The following is a 26,049-nucleotide window of genomic DNA, read 5'->3' on the forward strand; positions in this document are numbered from 1 at the left end:
ACCTCGATTGTCTGCGTTGGATCACATCTAGGCGCAGGGCGCGCGGATCACAAGCAGCCGAGGTGTCAGCGCGTCATCGCAAGCTCGGGCGTCTGCCCGTTGGCGGCGGCCGAGAAATGCGCGGCCATCTCCTCGAACACCGGGCCGCGGACCTCGGGCGGTTCCATCATCACCTCGTGTTCGCCGTCGGGGATCTCGACCAGTCGTCCGCTGGGCCAGTTCGCCATGCGCGCCCGGATCGCCTTGCGGTCCACGATCTGCTCGTGGCTGCCAAGATAGGTCAGACAGGGAATGTCGGGGGCGGTCTGCGCCATCAGCCAGGCGCATTCGTCCAGTGCCTCGCGTAGCCAGATGGTCGACGGCGCACCCAGGGCCAGTTCGGGATGCGCTTTCAACTGATCCTGCATCATCCGGTACATCCCGGGATCGCGGGTCAGTGCGTTGCCCGCGAAAGGCTGGATCAGAACATAGCTTTCCAGTGACGTGGTCGGAGGCGTCTTTTCGCCCAGCCCGATCCGCGGCCCCCAATAGGCGGTCAGACGGCTGAGCGGTTTCATCAGTGGGGTAAAGAAAATGCCCCACATCGGGCCGGTGAAGGCACAAGAGGCAAACAGGCCGGTTTCCAGAACCGCGCGCATCCCGATCGCGCCGCCCATCGAATGGCCGATCACGTGCCAGGGTTTCGGCAGGCCAAGCTGCTCGGCCAGTTTCAGCGTTTCGCGCACGTCCTGCTGATAGTCGGTAAACTTGTCCACATGGCCAACGCGCGGATCTTCCAGCAATCTGTCAGTCAGACCCTGTCCGCGCCAATCCACGGCCAGTACAGCAAAGCCGCGTTGTACGAACTCACCCGCTGCATTGCCATATTTTTCAATATATTCCGTGCGGCCGGGAAAGATCATCACCGTCCCGGTCGCCTCACCTTCGGGGCGCCAGTGGCCCACGCGAATGCGTGTGCCGTCGCTTGTGGTCAACCAGTGCGCGGCGCCGCCGGCGGGACCGCCGGCCACATCTTCAAAGAACGGGGCCGGCGACAAATCCATCAGGCCAGCACCGAGGCAAGCTTCATGGCAACACCCATGTCGCCGTCGACGCTCAGCTTGCCGGCCATGAACGCGCCCGTGGGGTTCAACTCACCGCTTAGGATTTGCTCGAACGTTTCCGCGTCGGCGCTCAATGTAACTTCGGCGTCCTCGTCGCTGACCCGCGCACCGTTTTCATCCAGCACGATCGAGCCGAGGTCGGCGATGGCGAATTTCGCCGACGAATCGAAATCGCCGCCCGACAGTTTTTCGTTTAGCGCGGCTGCCGCTTTTTCCAGAGTGTCGCTCATGGTCTTCCTCATTTGTTAGTGCGCCGTGAATGGACATCCGCGGTCGCAACGCTACACTGATCATTGTTATGAGCATTGCAATCAACAATCTCAAAGGTACCGTTGCGGCATTTGCCCTCCTAGTCATGTATTCCACCACTGGGATTGCGCAACAGGCCGATTTGCGGGACGAAGCCGAGCTGCTGCGGCAGCTTGCCGAAGCGTCGCCCGAGCAGGCAGCCGGTCTGGATCGGCAACTTCAGTCGCTGTGGTCGCAATCAGGGTCTGCCTCGGCTGATCTGCTGCTTGAGCGCGGACGCGAAGCACTGGACGATGGCAATGTCGAAGCCGCGTTGGATCATTTGACGGCACTGACGGACCATGCGCCCGATTTCGCAGAAGGTTGGCATGTGCGCGCCTCCGTGTTTTTTGGGCTGGAGCGGTTCGGCATGGCGGCTGCCGATCTTGAGCACGCGCTTGCGTTGAACCCTAACAATTACGAAGCCATCTACGGGCTTGGCCTGATCTTTGAGGTGCTGGGTCAGCCCGAACAGGCCTATGACGCCTATTCCCGCGCGCTGGCTATACATCCCCATCACGAAGAAGTAACCAATGCCGTGAATCGGCTGAAACCGCAGATTGCGGGCAAGGCGCTGTAAGGTCCGGGCAGGGGGCAAAGGTGAACGGGGCATCCCGAATCGTGGCCGTACTTGGCCCGACCAACACAGGCAAAACCCACTATGCCATCGAACGCATGCTGGGGCACCGGACCGGTGTCATCGGCCTGCCGCTGCGGCTGCTTGCGCGCGAGGTCTATGACAAGATCGTCGCCATCCGCGGCCCCTCGGTGGTGGCCCTGGTGACGGGCGAGGAACGCATCGTTCCGCCGCGCACGCAATACTGGGTCTGCACGGTCGAGGCGATGCCCGAGGGAATGGGCACCGATTTCGTGGCCATCGACGAAATCCAGCTGTGCGCCGACCCCGAGCGCGGTCATGTGTTTACCGACCGGCTGCTGCGGATGCGTGGGACGCACGAGACACTTTTTCTGGGTGCCGACACGATGCGCGGCCCGATCGCGGCGCTGGTGCCGCAGGCGCAGTTTGCTCGGCGCGAGCGGATGTCGCAACTGGTCTACACCGGGTCCAAGAAGATCAGCCGCATGCCCCCGCGCAGTGCCATCGTCGGGTTCTCGGTCGAGAACGTCTATGCCATTGCCGAGCTTCTGCGGCGGCAAAAGGGTGGGGCGGCCGTGGTCATGGGCGCGCTCAGTCCGCGCACGCGGAACGCGCAGGTCGCGCTGTACCAGAATGGCGAGGTCGACTATCTGGTCGCGACCGATGCCATCGGAATGGGGCTGAACCTCGATGTGAACCACGTCGCGTTTTCGTCCCTGTCCAAATTCGATGGCCGGCGCATGCGGCCGCTGGCCCCGAACGAACTGGCCCAGATCGCCGGGCGCGCCGGGCGCGGCATGTCGGATGGCACCTTCGGCGTGACGGGCGAGGCGTCGCCGCTGGACGAAGGCGTGGCGCAGGCCATCATGGACAGCCGGTTCACGCCGATGAAAAAGCTGAACTGGCGGAATGCCGCCTTGCGGTTCGGCTCGGTCGATGCGCTGATCGACTCGCTCGAGGCCAGCCCGGACAACGAGCATTTGGTCAAAGCCCGGCCCGCAGACGACCTGAACGCGCTCAAGTCGCTGGCCCAGGTGCCCGAGGTTGCGGCCCGTGCCAGCGATGGTCCGTCGATCCGCCTGTTGTGGGATGTTTGCCGAATCCCCGATTTTCGAGGCATCAGCCATGCGGAACATGCCAGCCTGCTCGAATCGATCTTCGGACATCTGCACGAACGCGGCACGATCCCCGAGGATTTTCTGGCGCGCCAGATCCGCCGGATCGACAGAACCGACGGCGATATTGATGCACTGTCCAAAAGGTTGGCATATATTCGCACGTGGACATATGTTGCGCAACGAAACGGCTGGGTGCGCGACGAATCCCATTGGCGCGCGGAAACCCGCGCTGTAGAAGACAGGGTGTCAGACGCTTTGCATGAATGTCTGACGCAAAGATTTGTGGACCGGCGTACATCTGTTCTGCTGCGCCGGCTCAAACAGAAGGAGGCCCTTTTGGCCGAAGTGAATGACAAGGGTGAAGTGACCGTCGAAGGCGAATTCGTCGGTCGTTTGGAAGGGTTCCGGTTCATCCCGGACAAAAGCGCGCAGGGAACCGAGGCGAAAGCGCTCAAATCGGCCTCACTGCAAGCACTCGCGCCGCAATTCCATCTGCGTGCCGATCGCTTCTACAATGCGCCCGATACCGAAATTGATTTTACCGATCAGGGTGGCCTGATGTGGGGCGAATATGCCGTGGGCAAACTGGTTGCCGGGGCCGAACCGCTCAAACCGATGGTCGAAGTGTTCGTGGACGAGGCCGCAGGGCCGGAGGTTGAGCAGAAGGTGCAGCGCCGCCTGCAACACTTCATTGACCGCAAGATCGCGGCGCTGTTCGAGCCCCTGCTGAACCTGTCGCGCGACGAAGAACTGACCGGGCTGGCCAAGGGATTTGCCTTCCGCATGGTCGAGGCGTTGGGCATCCTGCCGCGTGCCGGAGTCGCACAAGAGGTCAAGGATCTGGACCAGGACGCCCGTGGCGCGCTGCGCAAGCATGGCATCCGGTTCGGCCAGTTCACCATCTTCATGCCGCTGCTGCTGAAGCCTGCCCCGACGCGCCTGCGTCTGGTGTTGTGGGCCCTGGCAAATGGACTTCAGGAGTTTCCCGAAGCGCCGCCGCCGGGCTTGGTGACGGTGCCCGTCGCCAAGGGCGCGCCCGAGGGCTATGACACCATGTGCGGCTACCGCAATGCGGGCGAGCGTTCGATCCGTATCGACATGTTGGAGCGTCTGGCCGACATGCTGCGCGCCGAAGACAGCCGGGGCGGTTTCGAAGCCAAGGCGGACATGTTGTCGATCACCGGCATGACGCTGGAGCAGTTCGCCGACCTGATGCAAGGGCTGGGCTACAAGGCCGAGCGCGGTGAACGGACCAAGATCAAACCGGCTCAGCCGACCGAGCAACCACCGGCAGCAACCGCCGAAGCTCCGACCGAGACCGCCGAAACAGAGGCGCAGTCGGATGTGGCCGTCGCCGCCGAGGCGCCAACCGAGGCTACCGACAGCACCGAGGCTGAAGCCGAGGCCACGGCCGCAGACCCTGCATCGGACGAACCCGAAGTCGAGGTGTTCTACACCTTTACCTGGGGCCGTCAGGCCAACCGGGGGCCACGTGGTGACCAACGGCAGGGTCGGAGCAAACCGGGCGGGAAGCCTCGGGATGGTCGCGGCAAGCCGCAGGGCAAGAAGGGCGGCAAACCGCAAGGGGCCAAGACCTTCTCGTCCCGGCCGCCCAAAAAGGAAAAGGCGATTGATCCCGACAACCCGTTTGCCGCTGCGCTGATGGGTCTGAAGGACGGCAACTGATCGCTGATGGCCGACGCACCGGCCAAGCTGCGGATCGACAAGTGGCTGTGGCATGCGCGGTTTTTCAAGACCCGCAGCCTGGCCGCCAAACAGGTCAACGCCGGGCATGTGCGCATCAACGGTGACCTTGCCCAGAAGCCGGCGCAAACCGTCGGGCCCGGTGACGTTCTGACTTTCGCTCAGGGGCGGGTTATTCGCGTGGTTCAGGTCGAAATCCTGGGCGCGCGACGCGGCCCGGCGACCGAGGCGCGGACGCTGTACACGGATTTGACTGAAGAGAAGGATAATCCGCCACAAAATCCGGGTTTCGAAGGAAAAGGTCGTCCGACCAAGAAGGATCGGCGCGCGCTTGATCTTTCTCGCACCCCCAAGGGCTGATCTTCTCTTGAAGATGGGGGCAGACTGAATTAGCTAGTCGGCCAAACCTCTGACGGGAATTGGACCATGACCTACGTTGTCACCGAGAACTGTATCGCCTGCAAATACACCGACTGCGTCGAGGTATGCCCGGTGGATTGCTTCTATGAAGGTGAAAATACCCTGGTCATCCATCCGGATGAATGCATCGATTGCGGCGTGTGCGAGCCGGAATGCCCGGCGGACGCCATTCGCCCGGATACCGAACCGGGAATGGAGCAGTGGGTCGAATTCAACCGCAAATACGCGGAACAATGGCCGGTTATCGTAACCAAGAAAGACCCGCTTCCGGGCGCCGAGGAGCGCGACGGTGAAGAGGGCAAGATGGAGAAATACTTCTCCGAGGCACCGGGCGAGGGCGGCTGAGCGATTCGGGTCGCAAAGCCCGTAAGACAGCTGTAAGTTTTTGCCTTAATGCGCTGAAAAAAGTCACAAATTCCGAGCCGAAGGCCCCGTCCGCTTTCAGGTGTCTTAATTTTGTGATATACTCATGTGGCAAATGATGATCGAGATGGGGACGACTCCGTAAGTATGCTCACTTTGGAGTTCTGAGTTTTTGACATGTAATCAGCCTGACAGGGGTCGCGGGTGACCCCGGTTAGGTTTTTTGTCGCTTTTTTCCCGCTCTGCAACCAAGGAAACACGTGCATGACAAAGTCGAAGAAGCTTGAGTTCCGTCCGAACGACTATGTTGTCTACCCTGCACATGGGGTCGGGCAAATCATATCGATTGAAGAACAGGAAGTCGCTGGATACTCGCTCGAGCTGTTCGTCATCTCATTCGAGAAAGACAAGATGACCCTGCGGGTGCCGACCAACAAGATCACTGAATCCGGTCTGCGCTCGCTCAGCTCGCCCGATGTGATCAGCCAGGCGATGAAAACGCTGAAGGGCAAAGCCAAGGTAAAGCGTGCCATGTGGTCGCGCCGGGCGCAGGAATACGAACAGAAGATCAATTCGGGTGACCTGATCTCGATCGCCGAGGTGGTGCGTGATCTGCACCGCACCGACGACCAGCGCGAGCAAAGCTATTCCGAGCGTCAGCTCTATGAAGCCGCGCTTGAGCGTCTGACGCGCGAAGTTGCGGCCGTGTCCGGTTCGGACGAAATCGCAGCGGCCAAGCAGGTGGACGAAGTCCTGACCTCGCGCGCGGCCTGATCGGGCTTTGAAGCAACACCAAAGGGCCGCTCTGGTTTCAGAGCGGCCTTTTTCATGCCCGATCGCTTGGTTCGCGCCGCCTTTCCCGCTAATTTCCCAGTCATTGGAACCGTATACGGGTCAGTCATGAAGCAGACGGTCAAGGCACTCTATATCGGCAGAGGGGCGGTTTCAGTCTGGTTCCGGTACTGTCTGATCCTGTTCGACCTTGCCTCGATCGTGTTTTTCGTGGCGACGGCGAACATTCCGCACGGCCCCGGATTGATTGCAGTCAGCTGGGCGGTGGGGCTGATCATTCTGCTGGATTTCTCGGCTCGGATGTGGATCGCGAAAGACCGCAAGAAGCTGCTGTTCAAAATCTACACGCTTGCGGATCTGGTCGTGATCGCCTCGCTGATCCTTGACCCTTTCCTGACCGGCAGCCTTGCGTTCCTGCGGATTCTGCGCGCGCTGCGGCTGATCCATTCCTATCACCTGTTGCATGATCTGCGCCGCGACAGTGAGTTTTTCCGAACCCACGAGGATGCGGTCATCGCGGCCGTGAACCTGCTGGTGTTCATTTTCGCGACATCCACCGCCGTACTGGTTTTCTATATCCCCGAGGACAGCCAGACCCCGTATATCGATGCGCTGTATTTCACGATGGCGACACTGACCACGACGGGTTTCGGCGACATCACACTGAACTCTCCGGGCGGCAAGCTGTTTTCGGTCTTCATAATGGTGGTCGGTGTGGCGCTGTTCGTGCGGCTGGCTCAGGCCATTTTCATGCCGCAGAAAGTACGCCACAAATGTCCCAATTGCGGGCTGTTTCGGCACGACCCGGATGCCGTACACTGCAAGCATTGCGGTGAGACACTACGGATCAAGACCGGCGGCGTCGGCTAGAGCAGGGCGGCAACGGCCAGCAGGAAAGCAACCTCGGACAGCTGTTGCGATGCCCCCAGAATATCACCGGTCTGACCGCCAATCTTGGCTTTGGCTATGATTGCCAGACCCACGGTTGCGGCTACCGCACAGGCGACGGGCAGAAGGGCGGTCCAGCCTAGAAGAGCCAGAGAGAAAACGAAAGCCAGCCCGAGACCGGCTGCAACCGACAAAGGCGGAGGAGCGCCGACGCTATGGCTCAGCCCGCTGCCGCGGGCGTTCGGCAGGCCCGCCATCAATGGTGGCATCAGGGCACGGGAAAACCCAGCCGCCGCCAGTATTCCGGCCGGACTTCCTGCCGCCAGTAGTGTTGCGACCGCCGAGATTCTGAGCAGTTGAATGACCAACAAGGCCAACACCCCGTAGGTGCCGATATGGCTGTCCTTCATGATCTCGAGTCTGCGTTCGGGTGTATATCCACCCCACAGCCCGTCCGCGGTGTCGGCCAGCCCGTCCTCGTGCATGGCGCCGGTTGCTGCGATCAGAACGGCGACAGCAAGGACAGCGCTGACTGTCCCGGAAAGGCCCACGGCCATCGCAGCCCAGCCTACGGCACAGCCCAAGCCGCCAACGACCAGCCCGGCCGCAGGATAGGCCCAAGCGGCTCTGGACTGCCGCTCAAAGAGCGATTTGGGCAGCACGGGCAATGGCAGCCGCGTCAAAAGAACCAGAACCAGCGGCACGTCCCATGGCGAAAAGGTTCGAGTGTCGTTTTTGTGCACTTGCGCGCCTTTCGAGGGGTTGTTGCTTTGCCTGCTTCGGTTAAACACGCAGGACCACTCCGATGCAACGAGGCTTTGAATGCTGCCTGAACTCAATGATCTGAATACCTTCCGCGACGCCTTGCGCAATGTCCCGGGCCCGGATGAGGCTGCAAAGCAAGGGGCTGCCGACCGCAACGGACAGCTGACCAAGCCGCCGGGTGCGTTGGGCCGGCTCGAAGATCTGGCGATCTGGTATGCCGGTTGGCGCGGGGATGCCCGACCGCAGATTAAGGCACCTCAGGTGATTGTATTTGCCGGCAATCACGGCGTGACTGCGCAGGGTGTCTCGGCCTTTCCGCCCGAGGTTACGGTTCAGATGGTCATGAACTTCGAGCACGGAGGCGCGGCCATCAACCAACTGGCCAAGGCGGCCGGGGCCAAGATGACGGTACACGCGCTGGACCTGGATCGGCCGACGGCCGATTTCACAAAGGCCCCGGCAATGTCCGAGGCCGAGCTTCAGGCCGCTCTACAGACCGGCTGGAGCGCCGTTGATCCCACCGCAGACCTTCTGGTCGTGGGCGAAATGGGCATTGGCAACACCACCCCTGCAGCGGCCATCGCCTGCGCGTTGTTCGGCGGAGAAGCCGCCGATTGGACCGGGCGCGGAACCGGTGTGGACGATGCTGGCCTTGCCAACAAGACGCGCGTCGTGGCCCAAGGTGTTGCGCTGCACGGAGCATCGGACGACGGGCTTGAGATCCTGCGGTGTTTGGGAGGGCGCGAGATCGCGGCCATGGCAGGGGCCATTGCAGCCGCCCGAATTCTGCGCATCCCGGTCATTCTGGATGGGTTCATCTGCACCTCGGCTGCGGCTTGCCTCGATCGTCTGGCGCCGGGCACGCTGGACCATGCCGTTGCCGGCCATCAGAGTGCGGAAGGTGCGCACGCGGCCATGCTGACCAAGCTGGACAAAGCGCCCTTGCTGAGCCTCGGGCTGCGGCTGGGCGAAGGGTCGGGGGCTGCGCTGGCCATCAACATCCTGAAAAGCGCCGTCGCTTGCCATTCGGGTATGGCCACTTTTGCCGAAGCCGGTGTGTCGGACGGTTGAGCTCGGCTGACCCGGGAGATCCCCGGGTCAGGCCGACTTCTTTTCGTTCTTTTCGGCCAGTTCCAGCAGGGCGGTCTCCAGGTCTTTCTCCAACTCGCGCGCGCGTTCGATGTACTTCTTATTCTCGGCTGTCGGCATGCCGGGAACCCAGAGTTCGGCCAGTTCGCGAATTGCCTGCCGATCGTGATGATAGAAGGTCTGCTGTGCTTGCGCGGCCTCGTATTCGCTCAGACCAATGTTCTCCAGCACATAACGCCCGGCCCGCAGAGAGCTGTCGAACAGCTCGCGCACGATGTCATCAGCGCCGGCCTGATACAGCTCGTACACATGAGTCCGGTCATGCGCGCGGGCGACGATGTGAAGGTCAGGGCGCTGCCGGCGGGCGTAGCCCACCAATCGGGTCACTTCCTTGCGGTTGTCCATCGCGGCCACCAAAACGGAAGCCTTTTCAAGGCCCGCAGCCCGCAGCAATTCGGGGCGCGTCGGATCACCCAGGAAGCCTTTGACGCCGAACCGACGCATCAGTTGGATCGTTTCGATATTGTGGTCCAGCACCACCGTCTTGAACCCGCTGGCGCGCACCAGCCGATTGACGATCTGTCCGAACCGCCCAATTCCCGCAATGATGACGGGACCTTTTTCGTCTATTTCCTCGGGTTCAACCTCGGGTGAGTTGTCGCGGATGTGGCGCGAAAGGTAGTCATAGATGATGAACAGAAGCGGTGTGATCAGCATGGTCAGGGCAATGATCATCAACAGCTTCTGCGACAGGGCCGGGGGAATGACATTCTGCTTGGTAGAAAAGGCCAGCAGTACAAAGCCGAACTCACCCGCCTGAGCCAAACCCAGCGTGAACAGCCAATGGTCGCGGCCGCGCAACTTGAATGCACGACCAACGGCATACAGGATCAGGCCCTTGACCAGGATTACCAGCAGGGCCAGCCCGATCAGGTCGAACGGATCGTTGAAAAAGTACCCGACGTCGATCCCGGCCCCGACCGTGATGAAGAACAGGCCCAGCAGCAATCCCTTGAACGGCTCAAGGTCGCTTTCCATTTCGTGCCGGAACTCGGAACTGGCCAGAACAACGCCAGCGAGGAAGGCGCCCAACGCCGGGGACAGGCCCACCAGCGTCATCAGGAACGAGATCCCGACCACGATCATCAGGGCCAACGCCGTGTACATCTCGCGCAGGCGGGTGGTATGGATGAACCGGAACAAGGGACGGGTCAGGTAGACGCCGACCACGATCACGAATGCGATCGCACCCAATGTGACCAGCGTCACCGCCCATCCGGGCAGGCCGTCGACCAATGACAACGTATGGTGCGCGTCGCCGTGCCCGTCGCCGCCGCGCGTGATTGATCCGTCATCTTCGATGAAGATGCTGGCCGGCATGGCCAGCAGCGGCAGAAACGCCAGGATCGGAATCACGGCGATATCCTGCGTCAGAAGGACCGAGAACGTGGATCGCCCGCCGTTTGTGCGCATCAAGCCTTTTTCCGACAGCGTCTGGAGCACGATGGCGGTTGAAGACAGGGACAGTGTCAGGCCCACGGCCAAGGCAACTGACCATGGTTGACCCGTGTAGAAGGTAACCGCTGCAATCACGACCGTAGAGAGCGAGATCTGCAGTCCACCAAGCCCCAACAACCGGTGCCGCATATCCCAAAGCGCGCGGGGTTCCAGCTCGAGCCCGATCAGGAACAGCATCATGACGACACCAAATTCCGCGACATGCTGCAAGTCTTTGGTTTCCGCACCGACGAGCCCAAGGATCGGACCGATGGCGATGCCGGCGGCGAGATATCCGAGGACAGACCCCAGCCCAAGCCGCGCCGACAGGGGGACGGCGATCACGGCGGCTGCCAGATAGATCGAAGCCTGGTACAGGAACTCGTTCATCTTCTTCCTTTCCTTGCCGTCAGGTCGGCAGCGGGGCGTCGCGTTTCAGCTGGTCCATCACGATCTGGCTTTGCACCCGTGCCACCGCAGGATGGGGCAGTATCACCTCGTGAAGCAAGGTGTTGAGCGCGGAAAGATCCTCGCAATAGACATGGAGCAGATAGTCTGCCTCGCCAGTCATCGTCCAGGCGCTGGTGATTTCCGGGCGGGTTTCCACCATGCGCGCAAAACTGGATGATTGTTCGGGGCCGTGGGTGCCGAGGTGAACCTGTACGAAGCCCTGGACCTGCAGGCCAAGTTTGCGCGGGTCGAGCCGCGCCGCGTAGCCAGTGATATAGCCCTCGGCCTCCAGCCGCTGACGGCGGCGCCCGGCCTGACTGGGGGACAGGTTCAGCATTTCGCCCAACTGATGCGCGGTCAGGTGCGCGTCTTTTTGCAGCGCGGCCAGAAGGCGAGTATCGGTTGCGTCCAACATGTGCGGAGATTCTCACAATTTTCGGGTTCTGGTGCGGAGTTTTCGCAGGCTTCTGTAGTTTACATGAAAAGAATGCGCAAAAACAGCGCTGAAAAAGGCGTATTCTTGAATCAGCAAAGAATTTCCTGTTTCAAGAGGACAAGCCATGGGCCCTTTCCCGCACAACGCCCCGAAATCCGTGATCAGCGCCGAGAACCCCGCCGGCACAGATGGGTTTGAATTTGTTGAATTCGCGCATCCCGAACCGCAGGAGCTGCGCGACCTGTTCGCCAAGATGGGTTTTGAAAAGGTTGCGCACCACAAGACCAAACCGCTGATCGAGCTGTGGCAGCAGGGCGATGTGACCTACATCCTGAACGCGGACCCCGACAGCTTTGCTGCGAAATTCGTGGAAGAGCATGGCCCCTGTGCCCCGTCGATGGGCTGGCGTGTCGTGGATGCGCAAAAGGCCTATGACCATGCGGTGTCGAAGGGGGCAGAACCCTATGATGCGGCCGACAAGACCATGGATGTGCCCGCGATCAAGGGTATCGGCGGGTCGCTGATCTATTTCATCGACCAGTATTACGAAACCTCGCCCTACAATCAGGAATTCGAGTGGCTGAAGCAGTCCAAACCGCGCGGCGTCGGTTTCTATTACCTCGATCACCTGACGCACAATGTCTTCAAGGGCAACATGGACAAGTGGTTCAAGTTCTACGGCGATCTGTTCAACTTCCGCGAAATCCGCTTCTTCGACATCCAGGGCAAATATACCGGCTTGCTCAGCCGTGCATTGACCTCGCCCTGCGGCCGTATCCGGATTCCGATCAACGAAGACCGCGGCGAGACCGGTCAGATCGTATCCTACCTGAAGAAGTACAAGGGTGAGGGCATCCAGCACATCGCCGTCGGCAGCGAGAACATCTATGACTCGACCGATGCAATCGCCGAACGAGGGCTGAAGTTCATGCCCGGTCCCAACGATGCCTATTATGATATGTCCTTCGACCGCGTGAAGGGCCATGACGAGCCGGTGGATCGCATGAAGAAGCACGGCATCCTGATCGATGGTGAAGGCGTGGTGGACGGCGGCGAGACCAAGATCCTGCTGCAGATCTTCTCGAAAACCGTGATTGGTCCGATCTTCTTCGAGTTCATCCAGCGCAAGGGCGATGACGGCTTTGGCGAAGGCAATTTCAAGGCTCTGTTCGAATCGATCGAGCGCGAACAGATTGAATCCGGAGAGATTTCTGCCGCCTGAAGAAGACCCAGAATTTGGAACCCGGCCTACCGGGTTCCAATTTTCCGAAACGCGGCGCGCTTTACCCGCGCGGCATCTTCAACGTGACGTTGCGGCCGCCTTTCTGATAACGAAGCTCGCTGTCGCCAATCGCGACGACTTTGCCGCCGTCAATCCGATCTCCCACTTTCAGCTTCTTGTACCGACCGCTTGGTAGCCGGACCAAGGCACGCCGATTGGCCGGCGTACCGTAAACGCCGATCAGGTTCAGACGCCGCAGATTCAAAGCATTGTCAATCGTGGCTTGGCGCGCCACCGAGGCCCGGCTGGGTATCTTGGGTGCGACGGTTGTGGGTTTGAACGATCCCGCTTCATCGTCATCCGCCTTTGCTACCGCTGCGGTCGACCCCAGAGTGGCTGAGCCGGTTGTTGCTTTTCGGGCCGCCAGAGCGGCCACGGTCGACGGACGAACGCGGGGGCGAGGGACGCGCACCACGGCCAATGCGGTGGGCGTGCGGTCCACAGCCTCGCGCTCTTGGATCGACGCCGGCCTGGATTTCGGGCGGATGACCGCCAGCTCGTCCACCGTCCGGCCGCCCAGCTGCCCACGCTCAAAGTTCTCAACCAGCGTTTCCGGGCGCAGGCGCGGACGCAGGCCAGCCAGCCTTGTGTCGTCGTCTGTGGCAGTCGGGTCGGTTTCGAACCTGACCGGCACCTGGGGCGGAACCGATGAAGGGCGGCCGAGGAACACGAGGATGCCGTCAGGGTTCAACGTCCCCTCGGGTGTCGGAGTGACAAGGCCACGGTCATCAAGGTCAAAACGACTGCCCGCGGCATTGGGCAGACCGACCGTAGCCACGGGCTCGTCGGTATCAAAGCTCTCTTCGGCCGGAAGCGCCACGGCATCCTGCGACAGCTCCGCGTGATCGACGGACGACAGGTATACGTCCTCGGGCACCTCGGGGTCTGGCACCGGCAGCGGATCGGGCGCGGTGTTCGTCAGGCCAGAGGCTTCTTCGAAATCCTCGACACTTTCCGGATCGCGTTCGACCTGCTCGACGGGCGAGGGCGCAACATTCAATGCTTCCAGAATTGCCTGATCCGTTGGCGTCAATTCGGGGGGCGTGGGTGTCTCCGGCTCGACCAGGGGCGTGCTGGCTTCAAACGTCAGGTCTTCGTCGGCCAATGCCTCGGGGTCGGGCGTGTCCTTGGGCTCAGGAGCGACTCCTGCCAGCCCTTCGGTCTCGGTCATCGGTGGGGCGGTGATAGAAACTGGCGCAGGTGCCGTTTCGACGACCGGCGCAGTCGCCACCGGGCTGCCAGTTTCGTCTGACCCCGACCAGATCAATGCGACAACGGCCAGCACGACGGCGCCCGCCGCAGCGGCGCCAATGTAGCGAACCGGTATGCCGGAATCTGATGCCCCAGAATTCTGTGAGGCGGTTTCAGTCGCTTCTATCGGCGATACGAATACGTCCGGCTGAGCGGGTTCAGCAATCGGATGCGCCTGTGGCGAGGGGGCCGGATCGGGTTCCGATGCCTGCGAAGCCTGAGGCACGGGTTCTGCGTCCGGGGCCGGCGGGACAACAGCTATCTCCTCGGCCGGTGGCACAGTTGGCAGTGTGGCGGATGTCGCGCGCTCGGCAAACTCGAACTCTCCGGTACCTGTCCAAGGCGCATCGGGGGCCAATGTTGCAGCAAACCGAACAGGCACGAACCCGTAGCGACTGGCAAAGGCTCGGGCCTCTTCTACTGTCTCTTTCGCCACGGCAGCGACCAGAAGATCCGACCCATCCGCACGGAGGTCATACATCAACTCGGCAATCTCACAGCCAGTGGCCTGAGCCAATTCCGCCTCGACCACCTGTGTCACGTCGGAGTCGTCTGGGCTGGCGACCGTGAGGTAGCGCACGTGGTCCGAAGGAATCACGACCGTACAGCTGAGATCATTGGCCAGCGCGAAACCACGACCGCGAAGCTCGTTCAGCTGTTCGGAAAAATCCGGCGCGTCCAGTGATACGGTGCCGATGCCAAACCATTCGTCATCCGAATAGTGCAGCAGAGTGATCCCGTTATCCGAAAGAGACAGCGCAAAAGCGGGTTTCATTATTCAAGGGTGCCGTAATTGTCTGAACCAAAGCAAACGCCCTTGCGTCCGCGCATCGAGATTAAAGCAGGAACCCGCCGAGGGAAAGGAAAAGGCAAAATCTCCCCTTGTCCGGCGAAGGCTTGCCAACCCATCTTTGATCTCAGAAAACGGGAGAGATCACATTGAAGACATTTGCTTTTTTTGCGGCGGTATTGGCGGCGACAGTTGCCGTGGCCGCCCATGCGGAAGAACGTCGCATCCAGGTTTACGGGACCGGAACAGCCGAGGCCGCGCCGGATATGGCAACCGTCACGGTGGGGGTGACAAATCAAGACGCGCAGGCTTCGGCAGCAATGCAGGCGACCTCGGACGCGGTTGCCACCGTCCTGAGCCGCCTGAGTGAGATGGGGATCGAATCGCGCGACCTGCAGACCCGCGATCTGTCCCTGTCCCCGGTCTGGTCCGGACAGGGCAACGCGGATGGCGAAGCACCGAAGATCACGGGCTTCGTTGCGTCGAACCGTGTGTTCGTGCGGGTCAGAAATCTGGATGATCTGGGACAGATCATGGATGCGGTCATTCAGGATGGGGCGAATGATTTTGGTGGTTTGACCTTCACGATCCAGGATCCCAAGCCGCTTGAAGCGAAGGCGCGCGCCCAAGCCGTCGCCGATGCGACAGCCAAGGCCGAACAGTTGGCTCAGGCTGCCGGTGTCACCTTGGGTTCAGTCGTGTCGATCAACGAGCAGGGCGGGGGCATTCGCCCAATGCCCCAGATGCGCGAGATGGCCATGGCCGATTCGGGCGGGGTCCCGGTCGCCGGTGGCGAGGTTTCGGTTTCGGTCACCGTGTCGATGGAGTTCGACATTTCCGAGTGACCTCAGCTTTCGCTGCGGGCCATCAGCGGTTCCCGCTGTTGGCCCGTGGCATCGAAATTCTCGGGTGACAGCCAGGTTTCGAATGCCTTCCGGATGGTCGGCCACTCCGTATCGATAATCGAGAACCACGCCGTGTCGCGGTTGCGCCCCTTGTAATGGGTAGCTTGCCGAAATTCGCCTTCGAAGACAAAACCCAGCCGTTCGGCGGCCCGGCGCGACGGGGCATTCAGCGCATCGCATTTCCATTCGTAGCGGCGATAACCCAGGTCATCGAACACGAGGCGCATCATCAGGAACATCGTTTCGGTCGCGACCGGCGTGCGTTGCATCAACGGCGAAAAGTGGATGTGTCCCACCTCGATTGCGCCGGCATTGCCGTCGATACGCAGGTAGGACGCGATCCCGACGGGCTGTCCGTCTTGGTCCAGAACCGTGTGGAACAGCGGATCGTCCCCCGTGCAGGTTTGGGCCAACCAGGCGGCGAACTCGGCTTGCGAGTCGAACGGGCCGTAGGGCAGGTAGGTCCAGTTGCGCCCGTCGGTATCGGCGGCAAACGCCCGGAACAGGCCGGGCGCATGCGCATTCACATCCAAGGGCACCACGCGGCAGAACCGCCCTTGCATGGGCGCGCGCGGTGGGGTCGGGCGCGGGAACTCCCCCGCAACCGGCAGGCCCACGGGCTGGCCTAACGCGTTGATCCTGTGCCCCGGCATTTCGGACTAGGCGCAGGCCTTGGACAGCGCCTGATCAAGATCGGCGATCAGGTCGTCTGCATCCTCGATCCCGATCGAGACCCGCACCACGTTCGGCCCGGCACCGGCGGCCTCTTGCTGTTCGGGGGTCAGTTGCCGGTGCGTGGTCGAGGCCGAATGGATGATCAGCGACCGCGCATCACCCAGGTTGGCGACGTGGCTGAAGATCTCAAGCGCGTTCACCAGCTTGACGCAGGCGTCATAGCCACCCTTGACGGCAAAGGTGAACAAGGCCCCGGCGCCTTTGCGGTAATGCTTCTTGACTCGGTCGTGATAGGGCGACGAGGGCAGGCCCGCGTAGGTCACATAGTCCACGCGGTCGTCTTTCTCGAGCCAGGTGGCGATCTTCTCGGCGTTTTCGACATGGCGCTGCATGCGCAGGCTCAGCGTCTCGATCCCCATCAGCGTGTAATGCGCCGCCTGCGGGTTCATCGTCATGCCCAGATCGCGCAGGCCCACGGCGATACCGTGGAAGGTGAAGGCCAGCGGGCCGAAGGTTTCGTGGAACTTGAGGCCGTGATAGGCAGGCTCCGGCGCGCTGAGCGAGGGAAACTTGTCATTGGCGGACCAGTCGAACTTGCCCGAATCCACGATGCAGCCGCCGGTCACCGTGCCATTGCCGGTCAGGTACTTGGTGGTCGAATGCACGACCAGCGTCGCACCATGCTCGATCGGGCGGCACAGATAGGGCGTGGCCGAGGTGTTGTCGACGATTAGCGGAATACCGGCGGCATCGGCCACATCGGCCAGTGCGCGGATATCGGTGACATAGCCGCCCGGATTGGCGATGGATTCGCAGAACACCGCGCGGGTATCGTCGTCGATGGCGGCCTTCACCGCATCCAGATCATCGGTATCGACGAACTTGGCTGTCCAGCCAAAGCGCTTGATGGTCTGGCTGAACTGCGTGACCGTCCCGCCATACAGCCGGGTCGAGGCGACCACGTTGCAGCCCGGCCCCATCAGCGGGAACAGCGCCATGATCTGCGCCGCGTGCCCCGAAGAGCAGCACACCGCGCCAACGCCACCTTCCAGCGTCGCCACCCGTTCCTGCAGAACTGCCACCGTGGGGTTGGTCAGGCGCGAATAGATATAGCCGACCTCTTGAAGGTTGAACAAAGCGGCCGCGTGATCGGCATCGCGGAATACATACGCAGTGGTCTGATAGATCGGGGTCTGGCGCGCGCCGGTCGCCGGATCAGGGCGGGCGCCCGCGTGAATTTGCAGCGTGTCAAAACCATAGGTGGGGCCGTCGGACATCCGTCACTCTCCTGTTGGGAATATGCGTCGCAGAATCTCTAGGCGATTGCCGGGCCCGGCACAATGTCCGCGTCAGCGCAGCCACAGCCCCTTGTTCTTGATGACCTTGCGGATGGCCTGTTCGCGCTGGGGCAGGTTGTCCCGGTCGAACATGGCGCGGATCTTGGCGCCCTTGCCCTGATAGACCAGCCGTTTCAGCGGATCATAGTTCTTGAGCACCTTCTTGACCTTGTTGGGCGCGGCAACGGTTTCCAGCACCTCGACCACCCGGTCGCTTTCGCGCGCATAGAGCAGCGGGAACAGGCGATAGTGGCAGCTGACCGAGCCATCCAGCAGGCCCGAGGGCAGAACATCGCGCCCGCCGCCAAGCGCGTGGACGACCAGCGGCAGCGCCGCCTGGTCCAGCCACGGGTCCAGGTTCTGGCCGGTCAGGGCGGGGATCTCTTCATCCCGGATGGTGCGGGCATAGTCCAGAAACCGTGCGCCGAATTGGCGGGGGCATTTGTAGAAGAAATAGCCCGCATTGAAATACAGGTACCGCCGCCAGTATTCCGCCGGTTGGGTCGGGTCGATCGAGCTTTGGAAATCCAGCCCGAACCGGTCATAAAGCGCCCGCCAGATGCCGTCGAAGCCAGGCCCGTACAGGGTTGGCTTGGGCCAGGTGCCCTCGACCTTCTGCGATGCGCCGGGCCGGTCGAAATCGAACGGCACCGCGGCTAGGTCGCCGGTGATCAGCGTGTCGGTGTCGAAGAACACAAAGGGCTCACCCTCGGGCAGGGCAGCCAGCGCTTCGATCTTGTTGCCGTAGGGATAGCTTTCGCCGAACACCTCGGACGAAAAGGGCAGGATCTCGGCATCGAGCTGTTTCAGCGCCTTCAGAACATCCTCGTTGCGGATGCTCGGGTCCTGACTCCAGCGCGGGCCGGGTTGTGGAACGCCCACGAACAGGCGGCCCGAAAATCCGGGCGCGGAATGGCGCAGCGAGGCGGCGAACAGAACGGCTTCGTATTGTAGGCGGTTGTTCTGCCCGATGATCAGGATGTTGAATTTCTGCCGGTCTGCCTGCATCTGCGCCTTCCGTTCGGGGCGCTTGCCCGCCCCTTGCCGTTGGTTTCGACCTACAGCATCGCTGAACCTGCGTCAAAACCGTTGACACCGCGTGTTTGAAATCGGGCCCGGCGCGCCCATGTTGATGGAGAGGATCAGACAGGAGCGCGACATGCGGATCAATGCGGATTTCACCCAGCGGGTGGCGGTTCACTTCGACCAGACCGAGTGGGCGGCCTCGCCCGCCGAGGGGGTCGAGCGCAAGATGCTGGACCGGATCGGCGACGAGGTGGCGCGCGCCACGACCATCGTGCGCTTTGCCCCCGGCAGCGCCTTTGCCGCCCACACCCATGACGGGGGCGAGGAATACCTGGTTCTGGACGGCGTTTTCCAGGACGAGACCGGAGATTTCCCGGTGGGCAGCTATGTCCGCAACCCGCCGACCTCGTCACATACGCCCTCGGCCAGCCAAGGCGCGACGATCCTGGTCAAACTGCACCAGTTCGACCCGAACGACCGAACCACCGTGCGCCGCTCGATCAACGGTGCGGACCATGTGCCGCTGTTCAAGGACGACCATGAAACGGTCGAAATGCGCAGTTGGCCGCCCGGTCAGGTCGTACCGATTGACGCACCCGGCGGGGCCGAGGTCTTTGTGATCGACGGCGGTTTCACCGAACAAGGCGAGGATTTCGCGCGATGGGACTGGCTGCGTCTGCCGCCCGGAACGCGCACCGAATTGCGGGCAGGACCGGATGGCGCCCGCGTCTGGATGAAGTCAGGGCACCTGTCCGGCATGGTCTGAGGCCGGTTCCGCCTGAAAAACGGGCAAATGCCACCAAAAAACCGGGTCATTCGGCCCGGTTTTCGCTTTTTTGACCATTTGGCAAATTTTACCAATTGATAAAATTTTTGTTTGTGGCAAGCTGGTCTCAATAACAAACATATCTACAGGGAGTAGAGTGATGGCACAGGGCCAGATGGCACCCGGCATCGTCGCCGGGCGGCTTTCCAGCGATGAGCTGACCTCGAATTTCACCGATCTGCATCCGCCTCTGGCGCCGCACGAGGCCGCCGTGGCCGCCGATCGGTGTTATTTCTGCTATGACGCGCCGTGCGTGACGGCCTGTCCGACCGATATCGATATTCCGCTGTTCATCCGGCAGATTCAAGCAGGACAACCGGAGTCGGCGGCGAAGACGATCCTCGATCAGAACATCCTGGGCGGCATGTGTGCCCGTGTGTGTCCGACCGAAACGCTGTGCGAGGAAGCCTGTGTGCGCGAAACGGCCGAGGGCAAGCCGGTCGAGATCGGGCGCTTGCAGCGGTATGCGACCGACACGCTGATGCAGGCCGGTGTGCACCCGTTCACACCCGCGGCCCCCACTGGCAAGACCGTTGCCGTAATCGGGGCAGGGCCGGCGGGGCTGGCCTGTGCGCATCGGCTGGCGATGCTGGGCCATGACGTGGTGATCCATGAGGCGAAACCCAAACCCGGCGGGCTGAACGAGTACGGGATCGCCGCATACAAGGCGACCAATCACTTTGCCCAGGCCGAGGTGGACTGGCTGCTGAAGATCGGCGGCATCGCGATTGAAACCGGCTCGGTTCTGGGCGACACCATCTCGTTGGACGGATTGTTGGAGGCCTACGACGCAGTCTTCCTGTCAATCGGCCTTGCAGGCGTCAACGCCTTGCGCGCGCAAGGGTCGGACAAGGACGGCGTCAGGAACGCTGTCGACTTCATCGCAGATGTTCGGCAAGCATCCGATTTGGCAAAACTGCCGGTAGGCCGAAACGTGGTGATTATCGGCGGTGGAATGACGGCCGTGGATGCCGCGGTGAAATCCAAGCTGCTGGGGGCCGAACATGTGACCATCGCCTATCGCCGCGGTCGAGACGCAATGGGCGCCAGCCGCTACGAACAGGATCTGGCGGCATCCCACGGTGTCCGAATTTTGTGCAACGTTCAGCCGGTGGCAATTCACGGAAACGGAGCGGCGGCCGAGATCGAATTGGAGTATACTGCCACCGTAGATGGCACGTTGACCGGCACGGGCGAAACCATTCGACTGCCTGCGGATCAGGTTCTGAAGGCGATCGGTCAGACCTTGGATGGTGCTCCGGAAGGGTTGGAACTCGACGGCAACAAGATCGCCGTTGACGCAACCGGGCGCACCTCGGTTCCCGGGGTCTGGGCCGGCGGAGACTGTGCCGCGGGCGGCGAGGATCTGACCGTGACCGCCGTGGCCGAGGGCCGCGATGCCGCGATGGACATTCACGCCAGCCTGAGTGCCTGAGCAGGGCGTCGGCGCGTGAATATGTGTGACAAGACGAAGATGCATCTTCGCATCAGGGAGGCCGGATAAATGGCTGATTTGAAAACGAACTTTTTGGGTATCGAAAGCCCCAACCCCTATTGGCTGGCCTCGGCGCCGCCGACCGACAAGGAATACAACGTCCGGCGTGCCTTCGAGGCCGGATGGGGTGGCGTCGTGTGGAAAACGCTGGGGTCCGAAGGGCCGCCGGTGGTCAACGTGAATGGCCCCCGGTACGGGGCGATCTACGGGGCCGACCGGCGTCTGCTGGGCCTCAACAACATCGAACTGATCACCGACCGGCCGCTCGAGGTGAACCTCGAGGAGATGGCCCGCGTCAAGGCGGATTACCCGGATCGCGCCCTGATCGCCTCGATCATGGTGCCGTGCGAGGAGGAGGCGTGGAAAGCCATCCTGCCGCGCGTGGCCGAAACCGGCGCCGACGGGATCGAGCTGAACTTCGGCTGCCCGCACGGGATGAGCGAGCGCGGCATGGGTTCGGCCGTGGGGCAGGTGCCCGAATACATCGAAATGGTCACCCGCTGGTGCAAGAAATACTATGACCGCCCGGTGATCGTGAAGCTGACGCCCAACATCACCGACATTCGCAAGCCGGCGGCTGCGGCCAAGAACGGCGGGGCCGACGCGGTGTCGCTGATCAACACGATCAACTCGATCACCAGCGTCAATCTGGACACGTTCAGCCCCGAGCCCTCGATCGACGGCAAGGGCAGTCATGGCGGCTATTGCGGCCCGGCGGTCAAGCCCATCGCCCTGTCGATGGTCTCCGAGATCGCCCGCGCCGAGGCGACCCAAGGCCTGCCGATCTCGGGCATCGGCGGGGTGACCACATGGCGCGACGCGGCCGAGTTCATGGCGCTGGGCTGTGGCACGGTGCAGGTGTGTACCGCGGCGATGACCTATGGGTTCAAGATCATCGACGAACTGACGGCGGGCCTGTCGCAGTGGATGGACGAAAAGGGCTACTCCAACGTCTCGGACATCGTCGGGCGCGCCGTCCCGAACGTGACCGACTGGCAGTATCTGAACCTGAACTACGTCGCCAAGGCCAAGATCGATCAGGATCAGTGTATCAAGTGCGGCCGTTGCTATGCGGCCTGCGAGGACACCAGCCACCAGGCCATTTCCATGTCGCCCGACCGCGTGTTTGAGGTGATCGACGAGGAATGCGTGGCCTGCAACCTGTGCGTGGATGTCTGCCCGGTCGAGGGCTGCATCTCGATGGTGCCGATGGCGGCGGGCGAGGTTGATCCGCGTACCGGCAAGGTGGTGCAGCCGGACTATGCCAACTGGACGACCCACCCTAACAACCCGATGGCCAAGGCCGCCGAGTGACCGGCGTCAGATCACCAAAAGGGGCCGCGCTGCGGCCCTTTTTTCATGGGGTCAGCAGTTTTCGGTACAGGGTGTCGATAAAAGGCGCGGCCCCTTCGAACGGGTCTTCGTCGCCCAGGATCGCGCGCACCTGAACATCGAAATCCGCATAATGCTGGGTCAGTGCCCAGATCGAAAAGATCAGGTGATGCGGGTGCAGGCGGGCGATTTTGCCCTGGTCCATCCAGTGCGTCAGAACGGCCGCCTTCTGATCGACCAGCGCCTTCAGATCGTTCGACAGGGCGTCATGGATGCGGGGCGCGCCCTGCACCAGCTCGTTCGCGAACAGGCGGCTTTCGCGCGGCAACTCGCGGCTCATCTGCAGCTTGCGCTTGACGTACGAGAGGATCTCCTCCATCGGCTCGCCGTTTTCATCAAGGTCGTGCAGCGGCGCTAGCCAGGTGTCCAGAAGGCCGGACAGAAGCGCGGTGTGGATCGCCTCTTTGGACGGGAAATAATACAGAAGGTTCGGCTTGCTCAGCCCTGCTTCGGCTGCGATCTGATCGACGGTCGCCCCGCGAAAGCCGTGGGCCGAAAACACGTTCAGCGCGGCCTCGAGAATCGCGGCGCGGTTCTTTTTCTGAATTCGGGTCGGGGCGCGGTCTTTGGGCATGTATGCAGAACGTCTCTTTTTCGAACAAGCAGGTGTTGAATATGCCGATTTCTGCATCGGTGCGATGCAATTTCTTGACTGATGTCGAACCCGTGATAGCGTGAGTTTGACCAGATGGTCAAATCAAGACACCAAAAGCGAGCCAAATCGCAAGCAACAGGGAAGACGAACATGGCAGCTCCGGCGCAGAATCTCAGGATCAATGGCGACAGGTTGTGGGACAGCCTGATGGAGATGGCCAAGATCGGCCCGGGCGTTGCCGGCGGCAACAACCGCCAGACCCTGACCGACGAGGATGCCGAGGGCCGCGCGCTGTTCCAGAAATGGTGCGAAGAGGCGGGCTGTACCATGGGCCTTGACCAGATGGGCAACATGTTCGCCATGCGCCCCGGCACCGACCCCGAGGCGCTGCCGGTCTATGTCGGCTCGCACCTGGATACGCAGCCGACCGGCGGCAAGTATGACGGGGTGCTGGGGGTTCTGGGTGCGCTCGAGATCATTCGCACACTGAACGATCTGGGCATCAAGACCAGACACCCGATCGTGGCCACCAACTGGACCAACGAAGAGGGCACGCGCTTCGCCCCCGCCATGCTGGCCTCGGGCGTGTTCGCGGGAATGCACACGCAGGATTGGGCCTATGACCGCAAGGATGCCGAAGGTAAGAAGTTCGGCGACGAATTGCAGCGCATCGGCTGGCGCGGCGACGAAGAGGTCGGGGCCCGCAAGATGCATGCTTTCTTTGAGCTGCATATCGAACAGGGCCCGATCCTCGAGGCCGAAGGCAAGGATATCGGCGTCGTTACCCATGGGCAGGGCCTCAGCTGGACCCAGGTGACCGTGACCGGTAAGGACGCGCATACCGGCTCGACCCCGATGCCGATGCGCAAGAATGCCGGGCTGGCGATGGCGCGCATTCTTGAAAAGGTGGACGAGATCGCCTGGTCGCACGCGCCCCATGCCGTGGGGGCTGCCGGGCATATCGACGTCTATCCGAACTCGCGCAACGTGATCCCGGGCAAGGTGGTGTTCACGGTCGATTTCCGCTCGCCCGAGTTGGACGTCATCAAGGACATGGAGAACCGCCTGCGCGTCGCGGCCGAGGACATCGTGGATGAATTGGGCCTGCAGGTCGAGTTCGAGAAGGTCGGCGGGTTCGACCCGGTGAAATTCGACGAAACCTGCGTCGCCGCCGTGCGCAACGCGGCCGAGCGGCTGGGCTATTCGCACACCAACATCATCTCGGGCGCGGGGCACGATGCCTGCTGGATCAACCGCGTGGCGCCGACCGCCATGGTGATGTGCCCCTGCGTGGATGGCCTGAGCCACAACGAGGCCGAGGAAATCAGCAAGGAATGGGCAACCGCCGGGGCGGATGTTCTGTTCCACGCGGTCGTCGAAACCGCCGAGATCGTGGAATAGCCGGGACCGCGCGCCCCCAATCCACCGGAAAACCAACAGAGGCGCAACAGACGCGCCCGCAGGGAGTTGAACATGAGCACAGTCATCAAGAACGGAACCGTCGTCACTGCGGATCTGACCTACAAGGCCGACGTCAAGATCGAAGGCGGCGTGATCACCGAGATCGGGCCGGATCTGAAGGGGGACGAGCAACTGGACGCGACCGGCTGTTACGTCATGCCCGGCGGGATCGACCCGCATACGCATCTGGAAATGCCGTTCATGGGAACCTATTCCAGCGATGATTTCGAAAGCGGCACCCGCGCGGCGCTGGCCGGCGGCACGACTATGGTGGTGGATTTTGCGCTGCCGAACCCGGGCGAAAGCCTGCTGGATGCGCTCAAACGCTGGGACAACAAATCAACCCGCGCCAATTGCGACTATTCTTTCCACATGGCCGTGACGTGGTGGGGCGAACAGGTGTTCGACGATCTGAAAACCGTGATCGAACAGCGGGGCATCAACACGTTCAAGCATTTCATGGCCTACAAAGGCGCACTGATGGTCAATGACGACGAGCTGTTTGCCTCGTTCAAGCGGCTGGCCGAGCTGGGCGGGATCGCGATGGTCCATGCCGAGAACGGCGACGTGGTGGCCGAGTTGCAGGCCAAGCTGCTGACCGAAGGCAATACCGGCCCCGAGGCCCATGCCTATTCGCGCCCGCCGCAGGTCGAGGGCGAGGCCACCAACCGCGCCATCATGATCGCCGACATGGCCGGTGTGCCGCTCTATGTGGTGCACACCTCGTGCGAAGAGGCGCATGAGGCCATCCGCCGGGCCCGGATGCAGGGCAAGCGCGTCTGGGGCGAGCCGCTGATCCAGCACCTGACGCTGGACGACAGCGAATATGCGCATCCCGATTGGGACCACGCCGCGCGCCGGGTGATGAGCCCGCCGTTCCGCAACAAGCAGCACCAGGACAGCCTGTGGGCGGGGCTTCAGTCTGGCTCGCTGAGCGTGGTGGCCACCGATCACTGCGCCTTCACGACCGAGCAGAAACGGTTCGGCGTGGGCGATTTCACCAAGATACCCAACGGCACGGGCGGCCTTGAGGATCGGATGCCGATGCTGTGGACCCATGGCGTGGCGACCGGGCGGCTGACGCCGAACGAATTCGTGGCCGTAACTTCAACAAATATCGCCAAGATACTGAATTGCTATCCGAAAAAGGGTGCCGTGCTGGTCGGCGCAGATGCCGATCTGGTGGTGTGGGACCCGGACAAGACCAAGACCATCAGCGCGGCGACGCAGCAGTCGGCGATCGACTACAACGTCTTCGAGGGGCACGAGGTCAAGGGCCTGCCGCGCTTTACCCTGACCCGTGGACAGGTCGCGGTGCACGATGGCGAGATTCGCACGCAGGAAGGTCATGGCAAATTCGTCGCGCGCGAGGCCAACACCACCGTGAACAAGGCGCTGAGCACCTGGAAAGAGCTGACCGCCCCGCGCCCGGTAGAGCGGTCGGGCATCCCGGCGACGGGGGTATGATGCACGAAGGTTACCGAACGGGCAAAAAAGCCAAAA

Annotated in this window: 24 protein-coding genes; 14 read left to right on the top strand and 10 right to left on the bottom strand. The window is 62.0% G+C overall.

The annotated features are described in order from the left end of the window. Positions 1-65: 65 nt before the first annotated feature. Positions 66-1,043 (bottom strand): alpha/beta hydrolase, encoded by a 978-nt coding sequence (locus ACR0DA_RS04080; RefSeq protein WP_480753050.1) that lies wholly within the window; start codon positions 1,041-1,043, stop codon positions 66-68. Next, positions 1,043-1,333 (bottom strand): SCP2 sterol-binding domain-containing protein, encoded by a 291-nt coding sequence (locus tag ACR0DA_RS04085; RefSeq protein ID WP_093961784.1) that lies wholly within the window; start codon positions 1,331-1,333, stop codon positions 1,043-1,045. Before ACR0DA_RS04085 ends, ACR0DA_RS04080 begins: the two co-directional genes overlap by 1 nt. A gap of 68 nt (positions 1,334-1,401) precedes the next feature. Here ACR0DA_RS04085 and ACR0DA_RS04090 point away from each other — a divergent pair, with 68 nt between their 5' ends. The 6 genes from ACR0DA_RS04090 to ACR0DA_RS04115 all read left to right on the top strand — a co-directional run bounded on the left by ACR0DA_RS04090 (position 1,402) and on the right by ACR0DA_RS04115 (position 7,256). Further along, positions 1,402-1,971, top strand: coding sequence for a tetratricopeptide repeat protein (locus ACR0DA_RS04090; RefSeq protein ID WP_261392081.1), 570 nt, complete (start codon positions 1,402-1,404; stop codon positions 1,969-1,971). A gap of 20 nt (positions 1,972-1,991) precedes the next feature. Next, the gene (locus ACR0DA_RS04095; protein WP_480753052.1) at positions 1,992-4,793 is read left to right on the top strand and encodes a helicase-related protein; all 2,802 of its coding nucleotides are present in this window, start codon (positions 1,992-1,994) and stop codon (positions 4,791-4,793) included. A gap of 6 nt (positions 4,794-4,799) precedes the next feature. Then, complete coding sequence (locus ACR0DA_RS04100; protein ID WP_480753053.1) at positions 4,800-5,171, top strand: RNA-binding S4 domain-containing protein; 372 nt, start codon at positions 4,800-4,802, stop codon at positions 5,169-5,171. Between the two features lie 66 nt (positions 5,172-5,237). Then, the gene (fdxA, locus tag ACR0DA_RS04105) at positions 5,238-5,576 is read left to right on the top strand and encodes a ferredoxin FdxA (RefSeq protein WP_093961788.1); all 339 of its coding nucleotides are present in this window, start codon (positions 5,238-5,240) and stop codon (positions 5,574-5,576) included. Between the two features lie 282 nt (positions 5,577-5,858). After that, positions 5,859-6,368, top strand: coding sequence for a CarD family transcriptional regulator (locus ACR0DA_RS04110; protein WP_093961789.1), 510 nt, complete (start codon positions 5,859-5,861; stop codon positions 6,366-6,368). 126 nt (positions 6,369-6,494) lie between these two features. Continuing rightward, entirely contained in the window at positions 6,495-7,256 is a 762-nt protein-coding gene (locus ACR0DA_RS04115) for an ion channel (RefSeq protein WP_170357534.1), read from the top strand. On the opposite strand, the gene cobS is transcribed toward ACR0DA_RS04115, so the two are convergent. Further along, complete coding sequence (cobS, locus tag ACR0DA_RS04120) at positions 7,253-8,017, bottom strand: adenosylcobinamide-GDP ribazoletransferase (RefSeq protein ID WP_480753054.1); 765 nt, start codon at positions 8,015-8,017, stop codon at positions 7,253-7,255. The two genes, ACR0DA_RS04115 and cobS, sit on opposite strands and share 4 nt — an antisense overlap. 79 nt (positions 8,018-8,096) lie before the next feature. On the opposite strand from cobS, the gene cobT reads away from it, so the two are divergent. Continuing rightward, positions 8,097-9,110 carry a nicotinate-nucleotide--dimethylbenzimidazole phosphoribosyltransferase gene (gene cobT, locus ACR0DA_RS04125; RefSeq protein WP_170538331.1) on the top strand — a complete coding sequence of 338 codons (1,014 nt, stop codon included), beginning with the start codon at positions 8,097-8,099 and terminating at the stop codon, positions 9,108-9,110. Between the two features lie 27 nt (positions 9,111-9,137). Here the strand turns inward: cobT and ACR0DA_RS04130 are convergent, their stop codons facing one another. Both ACR0DA_RS04130 and ACR0DA_RS04135 read right to left on the bottom strand, forming a co-directional pair. Continuing rightward, positions 9,138-11,015, bottom strand: a complete 1,878-nt coding sequence (locus ACR0DA_RS04130; RefSeq protein WP_170339088.1) for a monovalent cation:proton antiporter-2 (CPA2) family protein — start codon at positions 11,013-11,015, stop codon at positions 9,138-9,140. A 19-nt stretch (positions 11,016-11,034) separates the two neighbouring features. After that, on the bottom strand, positions 11,035-11,490 hold the full coding sequence (locus tag ACR0DA_RS04135) for an Lrp/AsnC family transcriptional regulator (protein WP_093961793.1): 456 nt from the start codon (positions 11,488-11,490) through the stop codon (positions 11,035-11,037). Between the two features lie 145 nt (positions 11,491-11,635). Between ACR0DA_RS04135 and hppD the strand changes: the two genes are divergently transcribed. After that, positions 11,636-12,733 carry a 4-hydroxyphenylpyruvate dioxygenase gene (gene hppD / locus ACR0DA_RS04140; protein ID WP_170339652.1) on the top strand — a complete coding sequence of 366 codons (1,098 nt, stop codon included), beginning with the start codon at positions 11,636-11,638 and terminating at the stop codon, positions 12,731-12,733. A gap of 61 nt (positions 12,734-12,794) precedes the next feature. On the opposite strand, the gene ACR0DA_RS04145 is transcribed toward hppD, so the two are convergent. Next, positions 12,795-14,819, bottom strand: coding sequence for a hypothetical protein (locus ACR0DA_RS04145; RefSeq protein WP_480753056.1), 2,025 nt, complete (start codon positions 14,817-14,819; stop codon positions 12,795-12,797). Between the two features lie 164 nt (positions 14,820-14,983). Here ACR0DA_RS04145 and ACR0DA_RS04150 point away from each other — a divergent pair, with 164 nt between their 5' ends. Further along, a complete protein-coding gene (locus ACR0DA_RS04150; RefSeq protein ID WP_480753057.1) occupies positions 14,984-15,679 on the top strand; it encodes an SIMPL domain-containing protein in 696 nt (231 codons plus the stop codon). Between the two features lie 2 nt (positions 15,680-15,681). On the opposite strand, the gene ACR0DA_RS04155 is transcribed toward ACR0DA_RS04150, so the two are convergent. The 3 genes from ACR0DA_RS04155 to ACR0DA_RS04165 form a co-directional block, all read right to left on the bottom strand. Next, positions 15,682-16,392, bottom strand: coding sequence for a GNAT family N-acetyltransferase (locus tag ACR0DA_RS04155; protein ID WP_480753058.1), 711 nt, complete (start codon positions 16,390-16,392; stop codon positions 15,682-15,684). Between the two features lie 6 nt (positions 16,393-16,398). Then, positions 16,399-17,691, bottom strand: coding sequence for an O-acetylhomoserine aminocarboxypropyltransferase/cysteine synthase family protein (locus ACR0DA_RS04160; RefSeq protein ID WP_480753060.1), 1,293 nt, complete (start codon positions 17,689-17,691; stop codon positions 16,399-16,401). A 72-nt stretch (positions 17,692-17,763) separates the two neighbouring features. Further along, the gene (locus ACR0DA_RS04165) at positions 17,764-18,759 is read right to left on the bottom strand and encodes a hypothetical protein (protein WP_480753062.1); all 996 of its coding nucleotides are present in this window, start codon (positions 18,757-18,759) and stop codon (positions 17,764-17,766) included. Between the two features lie 151 nt (positions 18,760-18,910). Between ACR0DA_RS04165 and ACR0DA_RS04170 the strand changes: the two genes are divergently transcribed. The 3 genes from ACR0DA_RS04170 to preA all read left to right on the top strand — a co-directional run bounded on the left by ACR0DA_RS04170 (position 18,911) and on the right by preA (position 22,412). Then, positions 18,911-19,543 carry a cupin domain-containing protein gene (locus tag ACR0DA_RS04170; RefSeq protein WP_480753063.1) on the top strand — a complete coding sequence of 211 codons (633 nt, stop codon included), beginning with the start codon at positions 18,911-18,913 and terminating at the stop codon, positions 19,541-19,543. Positions 19,544-19,703: 160 nt separating this feature from the next. Continuing rightward, on the top strand, positions 19,704-21,038 hold the full coding sequence (locus tag ACR0DA_RS04175) for an NAD(P)-dependent oxidoreductase (RefSeq protein ID WP_480753065.1): 1,335 nt from the start codon (positions 19,704-19,706) through the stop codon (positions 21,036-21,038). A 69-nt stretch (positions 21,039-21,107) separates the two neighbouring features. Then, on the top strand, positions 21,108-22,412 hold the full coding sequence (gene preA, locus ACR0DA_RS04180; protein WP_170437211.1) for an NAD-dependent dihydropyrimidine dehydrogenase subunit PreA: 1,305 nt from the start codon (positions 21,108-21,110) through the stop codon (positions 22,410-22,412). A gap of 43 nt (positions 22,413-22,455) precedes the next feature. On the opposite strand, the gene ACR0DA_RS04185 is transcribed toward preA, so the two are convergent. Then, positions 22,456-23,064 carry a TetR family transcriptional regulator C-terminal domain-containing protein gene (locus tag ACR0DA_RS04185; RefSeq protein WP_170538338.1) on the bottom strand — a complete coding sequence of 203 codons (609 nt, stop codon included), beginning with the start codon at positions 23,062-23,064 and terminating at the stop codon, positions 22,456-22,458. Between the two features lie 171 nt (positions 23,065-23,235). Between ACR0DA_RS04185 and ACR0DA_RS04190 the strand changes: the two genes are divergently transcribed. Both ACR0DA_RS04190 and hydA read left to right on the top strand, forming a co-directional pair. After that, a complete protein-coding gene (locus ACR0DA_RS04190; protein ID WP_480753067.1) occupies positions 23,236-24,486 on the top strand; it encodes a Zn-dependent hydrolase in 1,251 nt (416 codons plus the stop codon). A gap of 72 nt (positions 24,487-24,558) precedes the next feature. Beyond that, entirely contained in the window at positions 24,559-26,013 is a 1,455-nt protein-coding gene (gene hydA / locus ACR0DA_RS04195) for a dihydropyrimidinase (RefSeq protein WP_480753068.1), read from the top strand. Positions 26,014-26,049 lie beyond the last annotated feature (36 nt).

Source organism: Ruegeria sp. CI8, assembly GCF_056536865.1.

Bases quoted from the DNA above. Each gene is read 5' to 3' on its own strand.
- ACR0DA_RS04080 (WP_480753050.1), bottom strand. From the start codon at position 1,043: ATGGATTTGTCGCCGGCCCCGTTCTTTGAAGATGTGGCCGGCGGTCCC.
- ACR0DA_RS04085 (WP_093961784.1), bottom strand. From the start codon at position 1,333: ATGAGCGACACTCTGGAAAAAGCGGCAGCCGCGCTAAACGAAAAACTG.
- ACR0DA_RS04090 (WP_261392081.1), top strand. From the start codon at position 1,402: ATGAGCATTGCAATCAACAATCTCAAAGGTACCGTTGCGGCATTTGCC.
- ACR0DA_RS04100 (WP_480753053.1), top strand. From the start codon at position 4,800: ATGGCCGACGCACCGGCCAAGCTGCGGATCGACAAGTGGCTGTGGCAT.
- fdxA (WP_093961788.1), top strand. From the start codon at position 5,238: ATGACCTACGTTGTCACCGAGAACTGTATCGCCTGCAAATACACCGAC.
- ACR0DA_RS04110 (WP_093961789.1), top strand. From the start codon at position 5,859: ATGACAAAGTCGAAGAAGCTTGAGTTCCGTCCGAACGACTATGTTGTC.
- ACR0DA_RS04115 (WP_170357534.1), top strand. From the start codon at position 6,495: ATGAAGCAGACGGTCAAGGCACTCTATATCGGCAGAGGGGCGGTTTCA.
- cobT (WP_170538331.1), top strand. From the start codon at position 8,097: ATGCTGCCTGAACTCAATGATCTGAATACCTTCCGCGACGCCTTGCGC.
- ACR0DA_RS04130 (WP_170339088.1), bottom strand. From the start codon at position 11,015: ATGAACGAGTTCCTGTACCAGGCTTCGATCTATCTGGCAGCCGCCGTG.
- ACR0DA_RS04135 (WP_093961793.1), bottom strand. From the start codon at position 11,490: ATGTTGGACGCAACCGATACTCGCCTTCTGGCCGCGCTGCAAAAAGAC.
- hppD (WP_170339652.1), top strand. From the start codon at position 11,636: ATGGGCCCTTTCCCGCACAACGCCCCGAAATCCGTGATCAGCGCCGAG.
- ACR0DA_RS04145 (WP_480753056.1), bottom strand. From the start codon at position 14,819: ATGAAACCCGCTTTTGCGCTGTCTCTTTCGGATAACGGGATCACTCTG.
- ACR0DA_RS04155 (WP_480753058.1), bottom strand. From the start codon at position 16,392: ATGCCGGGGCACAGGATCAACGCGTTAGGCCAGCCCGTGGGCCTGCCG.
- ACR0DA_RS04160 (WP_480753060.1), bottom strand. From the start codon at position 17,691: ATGTCCGACGGCCCCACCTATGGTTTTGACACGCTGCAAATTCACGCG.
- ACR0DA_RS04165 (WP_480753062.1), bottom strand. From the start codon at position 18,759: ATGCAGGCAGACCGGCAGAAATTCAACATCCTGATCATCGGGCAGAAC.
- ACR0DA_RS04170 (WP_480753063.1), top strand. From the start codon at position 18,911: ATGCGGATCAATGCGGATTTCACCCAGCGGGTGGCGGTTCACTTCGAC.
- ACR0DA_RS04175 (WP_480753065.1), top strand. From the start codon at position 19,704: ATGGCACAGGGCCAGATGGCACCCGGCATCGTCGCCGGGCGGCTTTCC.
- preA (WP_170437211.1), top strand. From the start codon at position 21,108: ATGGCTGATTTGAAAACGAACTTTTTGGGTATCGAAAGCCCCAACCCC.
- ACR0DA_RS04185 (WP_170538338.1), bottom strand. From the start codon at position 23,064: ATGCCCAAAGACCGCGCCCCGACCCGAATTCAGAAAAAGAACCGCGCC.
- ACR0DA_RS04190 (WP_480753067.1), top strand. From the start codon at position 23,236: ATGGCAGCTCCGGCGCAGAATCTCAGGATCAATGGCGACAGGTTGTGG.
- hydA (WP_480753068.1), top strand. From the start codon at position 24,559: ATGAGCACAGTCATCAAGAACGGAACCGTCGTCACTGCGGATCTGACC.